Annotated in this window: 19 protein-coding genes, 1 tRNA gene and 1 other RNA gene; 7 read left to right on the top strand and 14 right to left on the bottom strand. The window is 67.5% G+C overall.

The genetic code is table 11. The features are described from left to right. Positions 1–3,036, bottom strand: coding sequence for a bifunctional [glutamine synthetase] adenylyltransferase/[glutamine synthetase]-adenylyl-L-tyrosine phosphorylase (locus tag E3O60_RS03415; protein ID WP_134409392.1), 3,036 nt, complete (start codon positions 3,034–3,036; stop codon positions 1–3). A gap of 26 nt (positions 3,037–3,062) precedes the next feature. Then, positions 3,063–4,400, bottom strand: coding sequence for a type I glutamate--ammonia ligase (gene glnA / locus E3O60_RS03410; RefSeq protein ID WP_066595282.1), 1,338 nt, complete (start codon positions 4,398–4,400; stop codon positions 3,063–3,065). 115 nt (positions 4,401–4,515) lie between these two features. Here glnA and panB point away from each other — a divergent pair, with 115 nt between their 5' ends. Further along, positions 4,516–5,388: a 3-methyl-2-oxobutanoate hydroxymethyltransferase gene (gene panB / locus E3O60_RS03405; RefSeq protein ID WP_134409393.1), complete on the top strand. Its 873-nt coding sequence runs from the start codon at positions 4,516–4,518 to the stop codon at positions 5,386–5,388. A gap of 22 nt (positions 5,389–5,410) precedes the next feature. On the opposite strand, the gene E3O60_RS03400 is transcribed toward panB, so the two are convergent. Beyond that, on the bottom strand, positions 5,411–5,599 hold the full coding sequence (locus E3O60_RS03400; protein WP_088456154.1) for an SPOR domain-containing protein: 189 nt from the start codon (positions 5,597–5,599) through the stop codon (positions 5,411–5,413). A gap of 12 nt (positions 5,600–5,611) precedes the next feature. On the opposite strand from E3O60_RS03400, the gene map reads away from it, so the two are divergent. Then, positions 5,612–6,490 carry a type I methionyl aminopeptidase gene (gene map / locus E3O60_RS03395; RefSeq protein ID WP_088456153.1) on the top strand — a complete coding sequence of 293 codons (879 nt, stop codon included), beginning with the start codon at positions 5,612–5,614 and terminating at the stop codon, positions 6,488–6,490. Positions 6,491–6,494: 4 nt separating this feature from the next. After that, positions 6,495–7,262: a polyphosphate--glucose phosphotransferase gene (gene ppgK, locus E3O60_RS03390; protein ID WP_134409394.1), complete on the top strand. Its 768-nt coding sequence runs from the start codon at positions 6,495–6,497 to the stop codon at positions 7,260–7,262. Between the two features lie 25 nt (positions 7,263–7,287). Here ppgK and E3O60_RS03385 read toward each other — a convergent pair whose 3' ends face one another. The 7 genes from E3O60_RS03385 to E3O60_RS03355 form a co-directional block, all read right to left on the bottom strand. After that, positions 7,288–7,656 carry a TIGR02611 family protein gene (locus E3O60_RS03385; protein WP_088456151.1) on the bottom strand — a complete coding sequence of 123 codons (369 nt, stop codon included), beginning with the start codon at positions 7,654–7,656 and terminating at the stop codon, positions 7,288–7,290. Positions 7,657–7,733: 77 nt separating this feature from the next. Next, an RNA gene (rnpB, locus tag E3O60_RS03380) (RNase P RNA component class A) lies at positions 7,734–8,106 on the bottom strand. A 64-nt stretch (positions 8,107–8,170) separates the two neighbouring features. Then, positions 8,171–8,908, bottom strand: a complete 738-nt coding sequence (locus E3O60_RS03375) for a zinc ribbon domain-containing protein (RefSeq protein ID WP_103459761.1) — start codon at positions 8,906–8,908, stop codon at positions 8,171–8,173. A 53-nt stretch (positions 8,909–8,961) separates the two neighbouring features. Further along, positions 8,962–9,783 (bottom strand): Nif3-like dinuclear metal center hexameric protein, encoded by an 822-nt coding sequence (locus E3O60_RS03370; RefSeq protein ID WP_088456149.1) that lies wholly within the window; start codon positions 9,781–9,783, stop codon positions 8,962–8,964. A gap of 50 nt (positions 9,784–9,833) precedes the next feature. Further along, entirely contained in the window at positions 9,834–10,337 is a 504-nt protein-coding gene (locus E3O60_RS03365) for a DUF427 domain-containing protein (protein WP_088456148.1), read from the bottom strand. 7 nt (positions 10,338–10,344) lie between these two features. Continuing rightward, positions 10,345–10,974 carry a response regulator transcription factor gene (locus E3O60_RS03360; protein ID WP_088456147.1) on the bottom strand — a complete coding sequence of 210 codons (630 nt, stop codon included), beginning with the start codon at positions 10,972–10,974 and terminating at the stop codon, positions 10,345–10,347. Beyond that, positions 10,974–12,692 (bottom strand): GAF domain-containing protein, encoded by a 1,719-nt coding sequence (locus E3O60_RS03355; RefSeq protein WP_240632454.1) that lies wholly within the window; start codon positions 12,690–12,692, stop codon positions 10,974–10,976. Before E3O60_RS03355 ends, E3O60_RS03360 begins: the two co-directional genes overlap by 1 nt. A gap of 140 nt (positions 12,693–12,832) precedes the next feature. Between E3O60_RS03355 and E3O60_RS03350 the strand changes: the two genes are divergently transcribed. Beyond that, positions 12,833–13,714 (top strand): universal stress protein, encoded by an 882-nt coding sequence (locus E3O60_RS03350; protein ID WP_103459760.1) that lies wholly within the window; start codon positions 12,833–12,835, stop codon positions 13,712–13,714. Next, positions 13,711–14,592: a universal stress protein gene (locus tag E3O60_RS03345; RefSeq protein ID WP_088456144.1), complete on the top strand. Its 882-nt coding sequence runs from the start codon at positions 13,711–13,713 to the stop codon at positions 14,590–14,592. Before E3O60_RS03350 ends, E3O60_RS03345 begins: the two co-directional genes overlap by 4 nt. A gap of 49 nt (positions 14,593–14,641) precedes the next feature. Here the strand turns inward: E3O60_RS03345 and E3O60_RS03340 are convergent, their stop codons facing one another. The 4 genes from E3O60_RS03340 to E3O60_RS03325 form a co-directional block, all read right to left on the bottom strand. Beyond that, positions 14,642–14,980 (bottom strand): hypothetical protein, encoded by a 339-nt coding sequence (locus E3O60_RS03340; RefSeq protein ID WP_133159863.1) that lies wholly within the window; start codon positions 14,978–14,980, stop codon positions 14,642–14,644. Positions 14,981–15,059: 79 nt separating this feature from the next. Further along, on the bottom strand, positions 15,060–15,770 hold the full coding sequence (locus E3O60_RS03335; protein WP_088456142.1) for a GAF and ANTAR domain-containing protein: 711 nt from the start codon (positions 15,768–15,770) through the stop codon (positions 15,060–15,062). A 45-nt stretch (positions 15,771–15,815) separates the two neighbouring features. Further along, positions 15,816–15,888: transfer RNA gene (locus E3O60_RS03330), tRNA-Val, on the bottom strand. Positions 15,889–15,951: 63 nt separating this feature from the next. Beyond that, the gene (locus tag E3O60_RS03325) at positions 15,952–16,419 is read right to left on the bottom strand and encodes a peroxiredoxin (RefSeq protein ID WP_088456141.1); all 468 of its coding nucleotides are present in this window, start codon (positions 16,417–16,419) and stop codon (positions 15,952–15,954) included. Positions 16,420–16,660: 241 nt separating this feature from the next. Between E3O60_RS03325 and aceE the strand changes: the two genes are divergently transcribed. Continuing rightward, positions 16,661–19,387, top strand: coding sequence for a pyruvate dehydrogenase (acetyl-transferring), homodimeric type (gene aceE / locus E3O60_RS03320; protein ID WP_088456140.1), 2,727 nt, complete (start codon positions 16,661–16,663; stop codon positions 19,385–19,387). Between the two features lie 71 nt (positions 19,388–19,458). Next, positions 19,459–20,601, top strand: a complete 1,143-nt coding sequence (locus E3O60_RS03315) for a PucR family transcriptional regulator (RefSeq protein ID WP_370289680.1) — start codon at positions 19,459–19,461, stop codon at positions 20,599–20,601. The last annotated feature ends 10 nt before the right edge of the window (positions 20,602–20,611 follow it).

Below are 20,611 nucleotides of genomic sequence, written 5' to 3'. Positions count from 1 at the left end.
TCAGCCGGAGAACGGCCCCGGCCGTTCGACCGGTCCATAGAACCGGCGTTCGAAGACCGCACGGGCGCGCCGGGTCACCGCGAGGTAGTCTTCCTCGAGCTGATTCGCCGAACCCGGCGGGTACTCCATCATGCGGGCGACGCCGTCGAGCTGCATCCTGTCAGTGGGCAGCACATCCGCGGTCTTGTTCGTCCACAGGGTGATCGCCGAGCGGCACCGTGACGCGAACAGCCACGCGGCGCGGAGGACGGCGGCATCCGGTTCGGTGACCAAACCGGCGCGAGTGGCCTCCTCGAGTGCTTCGAGGGTTGACGTCGTGCGCAGGGCGGGGACGCTCGCGGCGTGCTGGAGCTGCAGCAACTGGACGAACCACTCCACATCGCTCAGCGAGCCGCGGCCCAGCTTGAGGTGCCGGTTCGGGTCGGCTCCCTGCGGGAGACGTTCGTTCTCGACGCGGGCCTTGATGCGCTTGATCTCACGGACGTCCTGGTCACTGATCTGTTCCGGGTACCGCACAGTGTCCATCACGGCGTGGAAGGACTCCAGGAGCGCGGGATCGCCCGCGACACCGCGGGCGCGCAACAGCGCCTGGGCCTCCCAGGTGAGCGACCACCGGCGGTAGTAGGCCTGGTAGGAATCGATGGACCGCACCACCGCACCGTTCTTGCCCTCGGGGCGCAGGCCGATATCCAGGTCGAACGGCAGCCGGTTGTCCTCGGTGAGTCGGTTCAGCTCCCGGACGATGAAGGTGGCCCGGTCGTGGGCCGCACCGCCCTCGAGGGCAGCGGGCCTGAAGACGTACATGACGTCAGCGTCGGAACCGAAACCGAGTTCGGCTCCCCCGAACCGGCCCATGGCGATCACAGCGAACTCGATGCCATCCGGAGCGAACGGACCGTCGTCCCCGGTGAGACCGGCACCACGGATGGCGCCGAGGATTCCCTGGATGATGACGGTGGAGATATCCGTCAGGCCCGCGGCGAGCTCGTCAATGCTGATGCGACCGAGGATGGCCGACAGCGCCAGGCGAAGCATCTCGCGTCGCCGGCTGGTGCGGAGCACGGACGCGGCGGCGTCGGGACTGCCGTGCCTGGCCAGCACGGCACGCGCCTCGTCCTGCAACACGCTGAGCGGGCGGGGGCGCAGGTCATTGTCGTGTTCCAGCCAGGCGACGGCCTCGGGAATGGTCTCCAGGAGTTCGCCGACGTACCGCGACGCCGAGAGCACCCGGGTGAGACGTTCGGCGGCCCCCGACGAGTCCCGGAGCATCCGCAGGAACCAGTAGGTGGAACCGAGGCTGTCGCTCAGCCGCCGGAAGGCCAGCAGCCCGTAGTCGGGGTCGGCGCCATCGGACAGCCACTGCAGCAGCACCGGCAACAGGTGTTGCTGAATGGTCGCCCGCCGGGACACACCGCTGGTCAGCGCGGCGATGTGGGCCAGGGCGCCCGTGGTGTTGCGGAAGCCGATCGCCGCCAGCCGGGCCTCGGCCTGCGCGCTGGTGAGGTTCAGGCCCTCAGCGGGCAGGGCGGCGACCGCGGAGAGCAACGGCCGATAGAACAGCCGTTCGTGCAGGCCGCGCACCCGGTGTTTGGTGGCCTCCCACCGGGTTGTCAGCGCCGCCGCGCTCGTGGCCAGGCCCGTCGCCCGTGCCAGGACCCGCAGCCCGGACTCGTCCCGGGGCAGCAGGTGTGTTCGGCGCAGCCGGTCCAGTTGCAGCCGGTGTTCCATCAGGCGCAGCATCCGGTAGTCCTGGGCGAACTCGGCGGCCTCGGCGCGACCGACGTAGCCGGCATCGGCCAGGGCGGCCAGGGCCGGCAGGGTGCCGGGCTGACGGATGTCGGGATCGGTCTGGCCGTGCACGAGCTGAAGCAGTTGCACGGTGAATTCAATGTCCCGCAGACCGCCGGGGCCCAGCTTGAGTTGCACGGCGACCTCGTCGGCGGGGATGTTACTGGTCACCCGTTCGCGCATCCGCTGCACGGAGTCGACGAAGTTCTCCCGGCTGGCGCTGGTCCATACCTTGGGGGCCACCGCGGCGACGTAGCGGGAGCCGAGCTCCAGGTCGCCGGCCAGGGGGTGTGCCTTCAGCAGCGCCTGGAACTCCCAGCTCTTGGCCCAGCGGTCGTAGTACGCGATGTGGGAGTCGAGGGAACGCACCAGGGCGCCGGACTTGCCCTCGGGGCGCAGGTTGGGATCGACCTCCCACAGCTCGGGCTCCATGCTGGGCTGGTTGAGCCCACGCATCATCAGGACCGCGAGCCGGGTGGCGATGTCCACCGCCCTGGCGGCGCTGAGCCCGGCGTCGTCGTTGCCCTCTGCGACGAAGATGACGTCAACGTCACTGACGTAGTTCAGCTCCCCCGCCCCCGCCTTACCCATTCCGATCACGGCGAGCTTGGTCAGCCGCACCTCGTCAACGGGATAGACGCCGTGCGCGGCCACGGTGCCGCTGCACATCCCCCTCGCGACCGCGAGGGAGGCTTCCAGCGCCGCCGCGGCCAGGTGCGCCAGGGTCCTGGCGATCCGGTCGAGTCCGGCCACGGGGTCGGCCTGTTCGAGGTCGAAGGCTGCCAGTTCGGCGAGCCGGCGGCGGTACCGCACCCGCAGGGCCACCCACCCGTCGTCGTCGATGAGTTCGGCGAAGCCATCCTTCGACTGGACGGCGTCGAGCAGGTCGTCTGTCAGCTCACGGAGCCCGGCCACGGCGGTGGTCTTCTCGTGCAACACCGCGAGTTCTGCCGGATGCCGGAGGAAAAAATCGGTCAACCCGGTCGAAGCCCCGGACACGAGCACCAGGCGCTGCAGGGCGCCGGGATGCCGCCGGAGCGCCACGAACTCGGTCGGGGCCTGGCGCACCAACGACAGCACGGCGAAGAGGGCCGCATCGGGATTCGCAGCCCGGGTGAGCAGCGGGAACAGATCCGACGGGTCAGGCCCGCCGAGTTCACCGACCTCGTCGAGACGCGCGCGGGCCTCGCCGAGATCGGCGAAGCCCACCCGAGCGAGGTCCGTCAGAGTCAACTGTTCTCTCGCCATGTCCTGTACCTGTCTGAGGTGAGTCCCTAGAGCATCTCGAGGTTCTTATTGAGTTCGAATGGGGTGACCTGCGAGCGGTACTCTCGCCATTCCTGACGCTTGTTCAGCAGCACATAGTTGAACACGTGCTCCCCCAGCGTCTCGGCGACCAGCTCGGACTCCTCCATGTACTGGATGGCATGGTCGAGGCTGGCGGGCAGCTGGTGGTAGCCCAGCGCGCGACGCTCGGTGTCGCTGAGTCCCCACACGTTGTCCTCGGCCTCCGGCGGAAGCTCGTAGCCCTCCTCGATGCCCTTGAGCCCGGCGGCGAGCATCAGCGAGTACGCGAGGTACGGGTTGGCTGCCGAGTCGATCGCCCGGTACTCGATGCGCGAGCTCTGGCCCTTGTTGGGCTTGTAGAGCGGAACGCGAATCAGCGCGGACCGGTTGTTGTGACCCCAGCACACGAAGCTGGGGGCCTCGTCGCCACCCCACAGGCGCTTGTACGAGTTCACGAACTGGTTGGTCACCGCCGTGATCTCCGGCGCGTGCCGCAGCAGACCGGCAATGAACTGACGCCCGGTCGTCGACAGCTGGTACTGCGCGCCGGCTTCGTAGAACGCGTTGGTGTCGCCCTCGAAGAGGGAGAGGTGGGTGTGCATTCCGGAGCCGGGCTGGTCGGAGAGCGGCTTGGGCATGAACGTCGCGTAGACGCCCTGCTCGATCGCCACCTCCTTGATGACGGTGCGGAAGGTCATGATGTTGTCGGCGGTGGTGAGAGCATCCGCGTAACGCAGGTCGATCTCGTTCTGGCCGGGGCCGGCCTCGTGGTGACTGAACTCCACCGAGATGCCGAGATCCTCGAGCATCCGCACCGACCGGCGCCGGAAGTCGTGCGCCGTGCCGCCGGGAACGTTGTCGAAGTACCCGGCAGAATCGACCGGGACCGGTCCGTTCTTGCCGAACTTGGACGATTTCAGGAGATAGAACTCGATCTCCGGGTGCGTGTAGAACGTGAAGCCTCGCTCGGCGGCCTTCGCCAGGGTGCGCTTGAGCACGTTCCGGGGGTCGGCGACGGCGGGCTGTCCATCCGGAGTGGTGATGTCGCAGAACATGCGGGCGGTGGGGTCGACCTCGCCCCGCCAGGGCAGGATCTGGAACGTGGTGGGGTCCGGGTGGGCCAGCACGTCCGCCTCGAACGAGCGCGTCAGGCCCTCGATCGCTGACCCGTCGAAGCCCAGTCCCTCGGCGAACGCACCCTCCACCTCGGCCGGCGCGATGGCAACCGACTTGAGGGTGCCGACCACATCGGTGAACCATAGTCGAATGAACTTGATGCCCCGTTCCTCGATGGTCCGAAGAACGAAGTCGCGCTGCTTGTCCATCCACGCCCTTTCTTGTTGCCCCTAGGCTACCGGCTGCCGACGGCGCGCGGGCGAAAACCGGCTGATCGCACCTGCGAATGACTCTCAGAATCGACCGCTGAGTACACTTGGGCACATGCCAGAGATCCCCACGCCAGACGCCGCCAACGCCGTCGAGGTGCAGAATCCATACGTCAGTGCCACCGCAGGGCCCAAGCGCGTGCGCACCAGGCATTTTCAGAACGCGAAGCAGCAGGGTATCCCGATCACGGGCCTGACCAGCTACGACATGCTCACCGCCCAGATTTTCGACCAGGCCGGCATCGACTTCCTACTGGTGGGAGATTCCGCCGGGAACAACGTCTTCGGTTACGAGACCACCCTCCCCGTCACCGTCGACGAGTTGATCCCACTGACCCGCGCCGTGGCCAGGGCCGTGACCCGGGCGCTGGTCGTTGCCGACATGCCGTTCGGCAGCTACGAGACCGGCCCGTCTGAGGCCCTGCACACCGCGGTGCGTTTCATGAAGGAAGCCCAGGCTCACGCCGTGAAGCTGGAGGGCGGGGTGCGCAGTCGCAAGCAGATCTCGCGGATCGTGTCTGCCGGCATCCCGGTCATGGGGCACATCGGCTTCACCCCCCAGAGCGAACACGGTTTGGGCGGGCACATGATACAGGGACGCGGCGCGGGCGCCGAACAGCTGATCACGGATGCTCTCGCCGTGCAGGACGCCGGCGCTTTCGCGGTCGTTCTGGAGATGGTGCCGTCAGGCGTCGCCGCAGAGGTCACCGAACGCCTGGAGATCCCCACCATCGGCGTCGGGGCCGGGCCCGGCGTCGACGGTCAGCTGATGGTCTGGACAGATTTCGCCGGCCTGACCGGGGGACGCGTGCCCCGGTTCGTGCGGCAGTACGCGAACCTGCGTTCGGTCCTCACCGATGCGGTGCACTCGTTCAAGAACGACGTCGATTCCGGCGCCTATCCGGGCCCCGAGCACAGCTACGAGTAAACACTGCCGGAGCGGGTGCGCCTCAGCGGTCCTCGGCCTCGTCGTCTTCGGCCCATTTGGCGCTGTTGGCGCGGAGCTTGTCGAGGGCGTTCGTCGCCTCGTCGAATGTCGAGAACGGGCCTACCCTGTCGACGGACGGCGACAGCATGCCCTTCTCGACGGCGCCAGTGCGCATGTTGTACCAGAACTGGTGATCAGCATCTTCGGCCATAAGGTTGATCCTATGCCTAAGGATTCAATCGGTCACCTCGTTCCGGGAGCCGTGTCCAGCCACCGCTCCGTTCCCTCCCACATCGTTCGGCCCGAGTATGTCGGGCACACCGCGCCGGCCCGGTTCACCGGATCCGATGTCTACTCCCCCGAACGCATCGCACTGATCCGGGAGTCCGGCCGCATCGCCGCGAACGCGATCCAGGCGGTCGGGCGTGCGGTGCGCCCCGGGGTCACGACCGAGGAACTGGACAGGGTCGGCCACGAGTTCCTGATCCGGAACGACGCCTACCCGTCCACGCTCGGCTACCGCGGCTACCCGAAGTCGCTGTGCTCCTCGGTCAACGAGGTCATCTGCCATGGAATTCCTGACGACACCGTGCTCGAAAACGGTGACATCGTCAATATCGACATCACCGCGTACAAGAACGGGGTGCACGGTGATTCCAACGTCACCTTCATCGTCGGCGAGGCCACCGAGGAGGTCACCCTGCTCGTCGACCGCACCCGGGAGGCCCTGGCGCGCGGAATCAAGGCCGTGGCACCCGGACGGCAGGTGAACGTGATCGGCCGCACCATCGAGTCGTACGCCAAGCGGTTCGGCTACGGGGTCGTTCGCGACTTCACCGGTCACGGGGTGGGGGACGCGTTCCACTCGGGCCTGATCATTCCGCACTATGACTCCGCACCGCAATACGACACCGTCATGGAGGTAGGCATGGTGTTCACCATCGAGCCGATGCTGACCCTCGGCACCAGTGACTGGGACATGTGGGCGGATGACTGGACGGTTCTGACCCGTGATCGCAGCATCACCGCGCAGTTCGAGCACACCCTGGTGGTCACCGAACGTGGCGCCGAAATCCTGACGCTGCCGCAGCCGGTAGATTGACATCATGAGTTCAACCACTGCCATCGGCATCGATATCGGCGGAACCGGCATCAAGGGGGCTGTGGTGGACCTGTCCACCGGGGCCCTGCTCTCCGACCGCGTCAAGCTGCCCACTCCCAAGGGCGGCCGGCCCCAGGACATCATCGAGACCACCCGTCAGCTCCTGGCAACGGTGTCCGCCGGAACGGGCGAGATGCCCATCGGCGTGTGTTTCCCCGCCGTCGTCAAGCACGGTCACACGATGTCGGCGGCCAATGTGTCCGACAAGTGGATCGGCCTCGCCGCGGAAAAACTTTTCGAGAAGGGCCTGGGCGTGCCCATCCACTTCGTCAACGACGCTGACGCGGCCGGATACGCGGAGTCGACGTTCGGCGCGGCCAAGGGTGTCGACGGTGTCGTGCTGCTCACCACGCTGGGCACCGGCATCGGCACGGCCCTGATCAACGACGGGGCCCTGGTGCCCAACACCGAGTTCGGTCATCTGGAGATCGACGGCGTGGACTACGAGACCCGCGCGGCCTTCTCGGCCAAGGAACGGGACAACCTCAGCTGGGAGAAGTGGGCGTCACGCCTGCAGAAGTATTACTCCAAGCTGGAGTCCCTGTTTACTCCCGACCTGTTCATCGTCGGCGGCGGCGTATCGAAACACCACGAGAACTTCCTTCCCCTGCTGGACCTGAACACCCGGATCATCCCGGCCGTCCACCGCAACAATGCCGGCATCCTGGGCGCAGCCGCCCTGGCCGTCAAGCACGCGCCAGTTTCCGCATAGCGGACTCCGGCCTCGCCGACTCCGCTTAGCTGTACGCCCGGGTGCTCTGGCGCTGCTGACGCGCCCGCCACCAGAGTCGCACCCGGTGCGCGAGCCGTCGGACGACCGTGGTGACCCGGTGGGCAGCGGGGAACTCCGTGCCGAGCACGGCGACGCCCACGAAGACGATCAGCCAGCCCGGTCCCGGCAGGGGAACCAGGATGAGACCGACGACCATGACCGTCAGCCCGGCGAGGGCGACGAGCAGCCGATACGGCGCCCGCAGGCGCGGGTGAGCGTGGATCCAGGTCCTGGACCGGCCGAGCAGCGCCCTGAACCGCAGCCAGACCCCGGACGAGGCCGTGGCCGGGCGGTGCGTGGTGACGGCATCGGACGTGGACCCGGGGGTGCTCATGGCCCCAGCGTAGGAGCACAGGCTGGGAATGCACCACCCCCGCGGCACGGTCCCGCGCAACTCACAGGTTCGAGAGGGGAATGGGCCGACTATTACGCCGGGTTTTGTCCCGGTTTTCACCATGGACGGCCATCTATCTCGGGACTACGTTGCCGCAGCCCTCTAGCGGTCTACCCGGAAACTCGGCGAGCCGCCTTGGCGTTTCCTGTTCGACCTTGCTCCGGACGAGGTTTACCTAGCCGGCCAGGTCACCCTGGCCCCTGGTGGTCTCTTACACCACCGTTTCACCCTTACCCCCGGCTTGCGCCGGTGGCGGTCTACTTTCTGTGGCACTGTCTCGCGGGTTGCCCCGGGTGGGTGTTACCCACCGTCCTGCTCTGTGGAGCCCGGACGTTCCTCGGCATCACGAGCTGTGAAAAGCCCGGATGACGCGACCGTCTTGTCGACCCATTCCGTCGTCGAGCCTACAGCGCCCCGGCCCTGTTGCCGAACCGGGCCCTGGCGGCGGCCTGCTCTAGATGCCGGATTCCTCGGTGCGGACGAGGATGGCGCCGCAGTCCGGGCAGAAGACGATGTCGTCGGCGGGCGCTGCCCGCACCTCTTCGAGGTCGTTGCCCGTCAGGGTCATGGTGCATCCGCTGCAGGTGCGGGCGCGGAGCAGGGACGCCGCGTTGCCCCGCCCGGCCACGCGCCGCTTCTCGTACAGCCCCGACAGGTCCTCGCCGATGGCGGAGACGATCGCGACCCGGTCCCGGGCCAACTCGCCCAGCTGGCGGTTCAGATCGACCAGAAGCGCGTCGCGGTCGGCTTCAATTCCGGCGACCCGGCCCGCGACGTCGGCGCGTTCGGATTCGGTCTCAGCGACGGCCGCTTCCTTTTCCTCGAGACGTTCCATCACCGCGAGTTCGATCTCCTCGAGCGCGGCCAGGCGCGCGCCCAGGGCGGTGAGTTCGCTCTCCAGTGCGTGAACATCCTTCATCGAGGAGGTGTGCTGGGCGCGCTCGGTATCGCGGGCGATGCGCTTCTCGACCACCTCGACATCAGACTCGATGCGGCGCAATTCGATCTGGGCGTCCTCGACCTCGCCGACGCGACCGGTCAGGACCGTCTTGGACGCATCGAGTCCGCGGCCCAGCTCTGCAAGCTCGGCGTGTTGCGGCAACGCCTTGGCCTGATGCTCGACCTGCTGCAATTTGATATCGAGGGCCTGGAGCCGCAGAAGCTCCTTCTGCTCGGTGGGAGATGCCTTCACAATGTCCTGACCTTCATGATTATGGAGTTGAAATGAACGGGGGTGAGCCAGGCTCACTGGGTGACGGCGAAGTCCCAGGGGTCGGTCCGCACGTCGCTGACCTCGATGCGGATGCCGGGCAGCCTCTGCCGCAGCGCCGACGCGGCGACGTCCAGCCAGAGCCATTCGCTGGCCCAGTGTGACACGTCGATGAGGGCGGGGCCAACCCCCGCCAGGATCGACTGTTCCCTGGACTCCGACGCCGGGTGATGCCGGAGGTCGGAGGTGATGAACACGTCGGCGGAGCGCACGGCAGGTTCGCGCAGCAGCGAGTCACCGGCTCCCCCGCACAGGGCGACGGTCTGGATCGTGTCGGCATAGCCGCCGGCCACACGCACACCCGTCGCCGTCGGGGGGATCAGCGCCGCCAGGCGGCGGGCGAGAAGACCGAGCGTCGTGGGCTCCGGGAGCCGGCCGACCCGACCGATGCCCGTGCCAGGGACCAGTCCACCCGTGATCGGGCGCGTGTCGACCAGGCCCAGACTGGAGGCGATGACATCGGAGACCCCGTCTTCGACGACGTCGGCATTGGTGTGGGCGGCCAGGAGACCGCAATCGGCACGGATCAGCCGAGCGAGCAGGGCACCCTTGTAGCGGTCTTCGGCGACGCTGGTGACCCCGCGCAGCAGCAGCGGGTGATGGGCCAGCAACAGGTCGGCCCCGGAGGTGATCGCTTCCGCGACGGTCTCGGAGACGACATCGACGGCCAGCAGAATGGAATCGACCCGACGCGCGGGGTCGCCACTGATCAGACCCGGCGCATCCCATTCCTCGGCGCCGGACAGGGGCCACAGTTCATGGGAGACCCGGGCGACTTCAGCGAGCGAGAATGACACCCTGTCAGCCTACTATCCGGCGGCCGCGACAACCGGCGACGTGCCGACGCTCACCAGCCCAGTGTGCCCGGCGCACCCTTGAACGGGCCGACGATCCGGTCGGTGATCCACCCGCCGTAGAAGTCGCCCGGCTGAGCGCGCACGAGTTCGCCGTCCACCGTGCACTCGTCGAGCCGGCCGGGGTAGACGGCCACCCGGCCGGCCAGCGATTCGAAGCCGGCCTCCGGATGGGGATAGTGCCAGGCAACCGCATCGGCCCGTCGGTCGCCGACGACGATGCTGAGGTAGGACGCCAGCCCTTTGTACTCGCAGAAGCTGTGCCCGTTGACCGGGGCGAGCACACCGGCCGAGAACGCGTCCCTCGGCAGGTAGTAGGTGGGCGGATGGCTGGTCTCCAGCACGCGAACGCTGTCCCTGGTATCGGCGATCACTGTGCCGTTGAACCGGAGCACAACATGCTCCAGACTCGGTTCCACCCGCGGCGGGCGCGGGTAGTCCCAGACCGACTCCTGGCCGGGACCCGGTATCGCCGGGTGCCGGTTCGTGGCGCTCATCGGCTGACTACCGCGGGCGCAACCCGGCGCCGTACACGGCTGCCTGGGTGCGCCTGGCCATGCCGAGCTTGGCGAGCAGGCCCGACACATAGTTCTTCACGGTCTTCTCGGCCAGGTCGAGCTGGTCACCGATCTGCCGGTTCGTCAGTCCCTCCGCGATCAGCTCGAGCACCTGGCGCTCCCTCGTCGTGAGATTGGAGGCCGGCGAATCCGCGGCGGTGCCGGTGAGCTCGGTGACCACCTTGCGGGTCACGGCCTTCTGCACGAGGGACTCGCCGCGGGCGACCCGACGGATGGACTCGACCAGGTGCTGCCCGCGGATGTCCTTGAGGACGTAGCCGGATGCGCCGGCGAGGACAGCCGAGTAGCTGGCCTCGTCGTCGTCGTATGCGGTGAGCATGAGGCACTGCACCCCGGGGTTGGCCGAGCGGATGGTGCGGCACACGTCGATACCGCTGCCGTCGGGCAGCCGCACGTCGAGGACCGCCACGTCGGGTACCGTTGCCGCGACCCTGGCGACCGCCTGCCGAGCCGTCGACGCTTCACCGACGACCTCGAGGTCGGGCTCTGCGTTGATCATGTCCGCGATTCCGCGGCGCACCACTTCGTGGTCATCCACCAGGAAGACTCGGATCATCACGATTCCTTTCGTACAGGTTCAGGTTCGATGAGGGCGGTCCAGCGCAGTCGGCTGCCGCCCCTGGCACGGTTCTCGAGGACGAGGTCGCCGCCCCACTGCTGCGCCCTGGCGGAGAGGTTGGCCAGTCCGCTGCGCCGGTCGGATTCCACGACGCCGATGCCGTTGTCGACCACCTCGATCACCACCAGGTCGTCCGCGACACTGAGGTTGACGACGGTTTCGGTGGCGTCGGCATGACGGATCACGTTCATCAGCCCCTCCCGGATGACCGCGGCGATGTCATCGGACATCTCCGGCGGGGTCAGCAGGTCGATCGGGCCGGTGAAGACCAGGCGGGGGGTCTGGTCGAAGAGCGACGCGAGCTCACTGAGCAGGTCGATCACACGGTGACGGATCGAGCCGCGGTCGCGGCTGGTCTCGGCGGTCAGGGCGAAGATGGCCGTGCGGATCTCGACGATCGCCACGTCGAGCGCCACGACCTCCTCGATGATGCGCTCCCGGACGTTGGGGTCGTCAACCGACCCGCTGATGGCCTGCAGCCCGATGCCGGCCGCGAACACCCGCTGGATGACGTTGTCGTGCAGATCGCGGGCGATCCGGCTTCGGTCTTCCAGCAGCGCCAGTTTCTGGCCGGCGGACCGACCGCGGGCAAGTTCGAGCGCAACACTGGCCTGGCCGGCGAAGTCCGCTGCCATCTCGAGGTCGGAGGTGGTGAAACGGGGTCGGCCGGAGGAGCGGGACACCGTCATGACACCGTGGGTGCGGCCGGAGGCCAGAAGCGGGATCACCATTGTCGGGCCGAGCACCAGCTGGGCGTCCGGCTGGTCGAGGCTGGCACCGCCGTCGGCCGTGAGGATCGGCTGACCGCTTTCGAAGGCCCGCCCGACGGTGGTTCCGGCGGACGGGATGACGAGTCCCTTCACTTGCTTGGCGAGTTTTCCCCTGGCGGTGTCGACGATGAGCGTGCTTTCGCCTGCGGCGAGGACCACACAGACCAGATCGGCGTCGGCCAGTGACGCGAAACGATCGGCGAGGAGTTCGAGGGAGGCATCCGCCCGGTCGGAGAGCAGCGCGGCGCTGATCTCGGCCGATGCCGCCGACCAGCGCTGCCGGCGGCGGGTCTCGTCGAAGAGACGGGCGTTGTCGATCGCGATGCCCGCCGTGGCGGCCAGGGCGGTCAGCAGTTCCTCGTCTTCTTCGCTGAACGCGCCGGACACCTGATTGGACAGGTAGAGGTTGCCGTACACCTCGCCGCGCACCCGCACGGGCACGCCGAGGAAGCTGTCCATCGGCGGGTGGTGCGCCGGAAAGCCCGAAGATCGGGGATCCTCGCCCAGGTGCGTCAGGCGGATGGCGTGCGGGTCGTCGATGAGGGCGCCCAGTAGACCGTGCCCGGCCGGTAAGTGGCCGATCGACGTGGCCAGCTCGTCCGGGATGCCGACGTGGATGAACTGCTCCAGATTGCCGTTGGGTGCGATGACACCCAGCGCGCCGTACCGGGCTCCGACGAGGTCGACGGCGACGTCCACGATGCGGCGGAGCACGGCCGCGAGGTCGAGTTCTTCGACGACGGCCTGGCTCGCCTGAAGCAGGCTGCGCAGCCGCCCCTGGGTGGCGAGCACCTTCTGGGCGTTCAGGACGAGTTCGGACAGCGCCTGGTCAAGAGCGGACCGCGGTCCGTCGGGAAACGAAAGCCTGGTCTCAGGAACGGTCACGGAATGCGTCCCCTTTCGGTCGGAGCTAGCCCAAAGTGTACCTGACTGGGACCTTCGGCCCTTCCCCGGATTCGCACTCCGGCCCATTCTGGAGATGTGTCATCTCCCGAAGCACCCCGGGAAGAACTGGAGATCAACTCATGGTTGAGAGAGTGATCGTAGCCGTTGACGGGGGGCCGGCGAGCCGGGCCGCCCTGGACTGGGCGTTGGCCAGGGCCGAGGACGTGCCGCTGAGTCTGGAGCTGACCACCGTCGTTGAACTCGGCTGGTCGCCGGTCGGCGGCCCCGAGGATGATTTTCAGCCCGTCTACGAACGCGCCCTGGCCGAGGCCACCCGTTTTGTGGCGCAGAACGTCCCCGCGGTCAAGGCGACAGGTGTCGTGCGCCGTGGTGTTCCCGTCGACGAGTTGGTGCGGGCTTCGTCCGCGGCCGACCTGCTCGTGATCGGGACCAACAAGACCAGCGCGCTGGCCGGCGCCGTGCACGGCACGTTGCCGCTTCGGCTCGCCGCTCACGCGCACTCGGCCGTCGTGGTCGTTCCGGCCGGCTGGGTCGCCGGCGGCGACAGGGTCGTGGTCGGCATCGAGGATGACGGCACCATGGATGCCCCCCTCGACGTCGCGGCGGCCGAGGCCGCCCGCCGCGCCGTACCGCTCGTACTCGTGCATGCCTGGTCGATCCCGGCGACTCTCGGTGTGGACTACGGCGCCGCTGTGCCGTTCGACGCCCTGATCGAGGCGCACGAGGACATCCTGGCCCGTGCCCTCGAACGGGTCAGGGCCCAACACCCGGCGGTCGACGCATCCGGGACCCTGGTACAGGGCGCCGCGGCGCCTGCCCTGGTCGAAGCAGCCGGGCACGCGGCGCTTCTCGTCGTAGGAACACACGGCCGCGGTGCCGTGGCTGGACTGATTCTCGGCTCCGTCAGTCACGACGTGCTCCTGAACATGCCCTGCCCGGTCGTCGTCGTGCCGCGCAGCCGGCCCGCCGCCGAGCCGCAGCGATCGGGGGCGTCAGAATGAGCGCCACCTACTACATCGGTGTCGACGGTTCCGGCCCGAGCCGAGCCGCGTTGCGCTGGGGGGTCCGCCGCGCCGCAGAGCGGAACGCCGACGTGGTACTCGTCAACACGGTCGACGACGAATGGGGTCTGGTCGGCCGGGACGCTGCCGCCGATGCGGAGCGTCAGGCCAAAGAACTTCTGATCGAGGAGTCCGCCCGGGTCACAGCGCTGCACTCCGGGGTGACCCTGACAACGCGGATCGTGCACGGCGGCACGGCGTGGGCGCTCGCCACACTGCCCAGCCCCGAGGACCTTCTGATCGTCGGCACCCACAAGACCGGCTTCCTGCGCGGCCGGGTGCTCGGCTCGCGGAGCGTACAGATCGCCTCTGCGGCGCGCTGCTCGGTGGCCATCGTGCCAGACACGACTCTCGATTCCCGCCACGACGTCGTCGTCGGCGTTGACGGCACCGACGGCGCCCTGTCCGCGGTGCGGCTGGGCGCGCAGGAGGCGGCCAGACTCGACCAGGATCTGCTCCTGGTTTACGCTCCTCCGGGCTCGCCTCGATCCGAGTCGTCGCGCTCGGACCCTGTTGAGGACCGTAGCCCGCAGGCCGCGCGTATGCTGCAGGACGCCGCCACCGAGGCCGCCACCATGGCGTCCCGGATCACGGTGCGACGGCGTGTCGCGCACCGGGACCCGGCCGAGGCCCTCCTCGACGCCAGTTTCGACGCCGCACTGTTGATCCTGGGAGTATCGACCCGGCACGGCGAGAACACGCTGATCGGTTCGGTCACCCACGACGTCCTGATGAACATCAACGTCCCCGTTCTCATCGCACGCGGGCTCCCCACCACGAGCGACACGACGTCGCTCGCATCGTCGGCCAGCGCCTGAGGGCATCCGAACCCGCTGCTTTCCCGCACGGTGATGCTGCCGGGCGCGGTCAGTAGTCGAATTCGTCGAACTGTGGCGACCCCTGCGGCGCACCCGCCCACGCCAGCGACGCGGCCATCGTACCCACCCGCACCTTGTCCTGCAGCGCTTGGGTCGTCGCGATCTCGGTCAGTTCCCAGTCGCTTTCGGTGCTGGTCACGCAGACCAGTTGGCTGGACGACCCGATCAGGAACTGCGCCCGACCGTGACTGCCGTCAGCGGTTATCACCGGGATGTCGACGACATCGGTTTCCCGACGGTTGCTCAGCGCTTCGGCATAGAGCATCACAGCGTCAGCCAGTGCGGTACCGGTGACTATCGAGCCACCCGGATGAAAAATGCGTTTCATGATGCTTCCCTGCTTGTCACGGAAAAAGACACGTGCAGCCAGGGTCTGGGGCTATAGGCAAATACTACGTCCGTGCGGACTAAAGCGCGAGGTCTCCGCTGACAATCTGCGCGGCCACCTCGGCCAGCGGCAGCCCGTTCGACCGCGCGTGCTGGCGCATCAGAGCGAAGGCCTCGTCCATGGTGGCGCTCCGGGTGTAGGCCACGACGCCCTTGGCCTGTTCGATCACGACTCGGCTGCTCAACGCGTACTGCAACTGCTGCCGGGCGACGTCACTTTCCCGCAACGCCCGTTCCTGAAGGATCCCGATCGTGGCCACGTCGGCGAGGGCCTGCACCGTCGGCGCGTCGGAACCCGGCAGCCCACCGGTGCGGTCCCAGAACAGGTTCAGCGACCCGATCGTGGTCGTCCGCAGGCGCATCGGCACCGAGAACATCGACCTGAAGCCTTGCTCGACGGCGCCGGCACGGAATCGGGGCCACTTCGGACCGGAGGCCTCGATGTCGGGAACGGAGACGGCGTGCCCGGTGATGACACTTTCCACGCACGGACCGGAACCGCTGCGCAGCTGGAGGATCTCGATGAGGCGGCTGCGCTCGTTGGTGGAAGCGACGACCTCGAACTCCTCATCGTCGGTGAGGATGATGCCCGCGGCCGAGGCGTCGAAGAGCGGCACGCACTGGGTGACGAGGGTGTGCAAGAGATCGACGAGATCGTAGCCGACCACCAGAGTGTCGGCGAGAGTCACGAAGGCCTCGACGAGTTGGCCCTCGCGTGTCTGTGTCGCCATCACCCCATCATAAATCACGCGTGGCTACCGACGATCAGAAGTGTGTGGGCCCTACCGGGCTCGAACCGATGACATCCACGGTGTAAACGTGGCGCTCTACCAACTGAGCTAAAGGCCCCGACCGAAGATTTTCGGATAACAGGATGGCACGAGCTTAGCGACATTCCGGCCGGGAGGAAAACTAGGCCGGCTGCAGCTCGTCGAGGGCTGCCCGATACGCCGCGAGCGAGCGGGCCTCCCCCGGAGCGGTGATGAAACTCGCCCGGATGATGCCGTCCGGATCGATCAGGAAGGTCGCCCGGTTGGCGAAGCCCTTGTCTTCGAGGAAGACCCCGTACTCCTTGGCGACGGCGCCGTGCGGCCAGAAGTCGGCGAGCAGGGTGAACCCGTAGCCCTCCTGGTCTCCCCAGGCCCGCAGGGTGTGCCGGGAGTCCACGGAGATACCGATCAGCTCGACACTGTTGTCGGCGAAGAGCGCGAGGTTGTCGCGCAGCTCGCAGAGTTCGCCGCTGCAGATTCCGGAGAAGGCCAGGGGGAAGAACACCAGCGCCACGGACTTCTCACCCCGGTACCGGCTGAGCTGGATTCGCTCGCCGTACTGGCTGACGAGCTCGAAGTCGGGTGCCTGGGTGTCATTCTCCAGCGCCATGGTGCGTGTCCTTTCCGGCCATCGGGGGACGATGGCTGAATACGGGGGGCAAGCCTAGCCGCCCCAGGAGGCTTCACCAACACTGACCCGGCATACTGCGGCGCCGCCGTACGCGCTTCCCAGTAAGAATCACTAGGCTGACGGGGTGCCTTTCGGTCGTGACCCGACCTAGTTCTGTCCGGCACGCCTAACCAGGCATGATCTTCCCCCACACGATCTGCCCTACAGAAAGAGGTCGAGTGTGACTGTCAACGACCAAGACCCGTATTCAATGGACAACTCGGACGCCGATCCGGATGAGACGTCCGAATGGTCGCAATCCCTCGACGCGCTGGTCGCGGCCAACGGCCCCGGCCGGGCCCGCGAGATCATGCTCAGCCTGCTCAAGCGGTCCAAGGAATTGCACCTGAACGTTCCGATGGTGCCCACCACGGACTACATCAACACCATCGCCTCGTCGAACGAGCCTGACTTCCCCGGCGATGAAGACATCGAGCGCCGCTACCGCGCCTGGATCCGTTGGAACGCCGCCGTGCTCGTGCACCGCGCCCAGCGCCCCGGCATCGCGGTCGGCGGCCACATCTCGACGTACGCCTCCTCAGCTGCTCTCTACGAGACCGGCTTCAACCACTTCTTCCGCGGCCAGGACCACCCGGGCGGTGGAGACCAGATCTTCATCCAGGGCCACGCCTCCCCCGGCACCTACGCCCGCGCCTTCCTGGAGGGCCGTCTGAGTGCCAACCAGCTCGACGGTTTCCGTCAGGAGAAGTCGCACGCGCCCGACGGCATCTCGTCGTACCCGCACCCCCGGTTGATGCCGGACTTCTGGCAGTTCCCGACGGTCTCGATGGGCCTGGGCCCGATCAACGCGATCTACCAGGCGCAGTTGAACCGGTACCTGACCAACCGGGGCATCAAGGACGCCAGCGACCAGCAGGTCTGGGCCTTCCTCGGCGACGGCGAGATGGACGAGGTCGAAAGCCGCGGACAGCTCCAGGTCGCCGCCAATGAGGGTCTCGACAACCTCAACTTCATCGTCAACTGCAACCTGCAGCGACTCGACGGTCCGGTGCGCGGTAACGGCAAGATCATCCAGGAGCTGGAGAGCTTCTTCCGCGGCGCCGGCTGGAACGTCATCAAGGTGGTGTGGGGCCGCGAGTGGGACGACCTGCTCTCCCGTGACACCGACGGTGCCCTGCTGAACCTGATGAACGTCACCACCGACGGTGACTACCAGACCTACAAGGCCGAGAGTGGCGCCTACGTGCGCGAGAACTTCTTCGGTCGCGACCCGCGCGCGCTCAAGCTCGTCGAGGGTTACACCGACGACGAGGTCTGGAACCTCAAGCGTGGTGGCCACGACTACCGCAAGGTCTACGCCGCGTTCAAGGCCGCATCGGAGCACAAGGGCCAACCGACGGTCATCCTGGCGAAGACGGTCAAGGGCTACGGCCTGGGCCCGAGCTTCGAGGGGCGCAACGCGACCCACCAGATGAAGAAAATGACGCTGGACAACCTCAAGACCTTCCGCGACAGCATGCACGTGCCGATCACGGATGCGCAGCTCGAGGCCAACCCGTACCAGCCGCCGTACTACACCCCCGGTGAGAACGACGAGGCGATCCAGTACATGCACGAGCGCCGCCGCGCGCTCGGCGGCTACCTGCCCGAGCGTCGCAGCAAGTACACCCAGGTGAACCTGCCGGACGACTCGACCTACGCCGTGACCAAGAAGGGCTCCGGCACCCAGGAGATCGCCACCACCATGGCGTTCGTCCGGCTGCTCAAGGAGCTGCTGCGCTCGAAGGACTTCGGCCACCGCATCGTGCCGATCATCCCCGACGAGGCTCGCACCTTCGGCATCGACGCGTTCTTCCCGAACGCGAAGATCTACAACCCCAACGGTCAGCACTACACGTCGGTGGACCACGCGCAGCTGCTGGCCTACAAGGAAAGCCCGCAGGGCCAGATCATCCACGTCGGCATCAACGAGGCCGGCGCCCTCGCCGCCTTCACGAACGTCGGAACGTCGTACGCCACCCAGGGTGAGCCGCTCATCCCGGTGTACGTGTTCTACTCGATGTTCGGCTTCCAGCGCACCGGCGACGCCATGTGGGCCGCCGGCGACCAGATGGCCCGCGGCTTCATGATCGGCGCCACCGCCGGCCGGACCACCCTCACCGGTGAAGGCCTGCAGCACGCCGACGGCCACTCGCCGTTGCTCGCGTCGACCAACCCGGCCGTCGTGTCGTACGACCCCGCCTTCGGGTACGAGATCGGGCACATCGTCCGGTCCGGCCTCGAGCGGATGTACGGCGGCACCCACACCGACCCGAACGTCATGTACTACATCACCGTGTACAACGAGCCGCAGGTGCAGCCCGTCGAGCCGGCCGATGTCGACGTCGACGGCATCATCCGCGGCATCCACCGCGTGTCGGAGTCCACCGTGGCCGGCCCGAAGGCCCAGCTGCTGGCCTCCGGCGTTGCGGTGCCGTGGGCACTCGAAGCGCAGACCCTGCTCGCCGAGGACTGGGGGGTGTCCGCCGATGTCTGGTCGGTCACGTCCTGGTCGGAACTGCGCCGGGACGGCCTCGCGGCGGAGGAGCACAACTTCCTCTTCCCGAACGAGGAGCCGCGTACCGCGTATGTGACGGACAAGCTCGCCAACACGGCCGGTCCGTTCGTGGCGGTGTCCGACTTCATGCACGCCGTTCCGGATCAGATCCGCCAGTTCATCCCCGGCGACTTCGCCACCCTGGGTGCCGACGACTTCGGGTTCTCCGACACCCGCCCCGCGGCTCGCCGGTTCTTCAAGATCGACGGCCCGTCCATGGTGGTCCGCACGCTGCAGCAGCTCGCCAACAGCGGTGAAATCGACCGCAGCCTCATCCAGCAGGCGATCGACAAGTACCGCCTTCACGATGTCCTGGCCGGCAACACCGGCTCGGCCGGTGGCGAGAGCTAACCCGGACCGTGTCACCGGCGCCGAAGACAAAGGAACAGACCCTCACCTGGTTGCGCACAATTTCGGGTGAGTTGTCTACGGCGACTCTGAAACGACTCGAGGACACGCTGCCCTGGTATGGCGACATGCCACCAGGGCGGCGGTCCGCCGTCGGCCTGGTGGCCCAGGCCGGCATCACCTCCTTCATCTCCTGGTACGACGACCCACGGTCCACACCGTGGATCGCGGCGGATGTCTTCGGCGCCGCTCCCCGGGAACTGCTCCGCTCGGTGAGCCTGCAGCAGACCCTGCAGCTGATCAGGGTGACCGTCGAGGTCGTCGAAGAGCGGGTCAAGGACGGCTCGGAGACCCTCCGCGAGGCGATCCTGCTGTACTCCCGCGAAATCGCCTTCGGTGCCGCGGATGTCTACGCCCGCGCCGCGGAGGCCCGGGGGCTCTGGGACGCCAGGCTCGAGGCCCTGGTCGTCGACTCCATCCTCAGCGGCGAGTACGACGACGAACTGCCCAGCAGGATCGCGGCCCTCGGCTGGCACGGCCACGGCGAGGTCTGTGTGCTCGTGGGCACCACACCGAAGATGCTCGACGTCGACCAGCTACGCCGGGCGGCGCGGCACATGACCGCCGACGTGCTGATCGGCGTGCAGGGCAACCGGCTGGTGTTGGTCATCGGCCGGGCCCACCCGGCCAACCCCGAGGCCGACGAAGCCGCCGGAGGACCGTCCTCACTCAGTTTCATGGAGATCGCCATGCAGCTCGAGCCCAGCTTCGGCCCCGGCCACCTCGTCCTCGGTCACGAGGTGCCCAACCTCGTCGATGCCTCCAAAAGCGCCAAGGCGGCCCTGGCCGGGTTCGCCGTCGCCCGCTCCTGGCGGAACGCTCCCAGGCCGGTGCAGGCCGACGACCTGCTTCCCGAGCGGGCCCTGGCCGGTGATCCGCTCGCGCGCGCCACGCTCATCCACCGGATCTATCGCCCGTTGCAGGCGCACTCCACCGAACTCCTCACCACGCTGTGGTGCTACCTGGACAACGGCCGCTCGCTCGAGGCGACGGCGCGTGAACTGTTCGTGCATCCCAACACCGTGCGTTACCGCCTCAAGCGGGTGTCCGACGTGATCGGCTATGACGCGACGGGGGCCAGAGAGGCGCTCATCCTGCAGTCGGCGCTGATCATCGGTTCGATCAGTGACCACGACGGCTCGACTCGGCGCCGCTGAACCCCCGTTT

Origin of the sequence: Cryobacterium sp. TMB1-7, assembly GCF_004402435.1 — a bacterium.
GTDB lineage: Bacteria > Actinomycetota > Actinomycetes > Actinomycetales > Microbacteriaceae > Cryobacterium > Cryobacterium zongtaii.
Note: the sequence above shows the minus strand (reverse complement) of the source record. Positions and strands in the feature narration are given on the sequence as shown.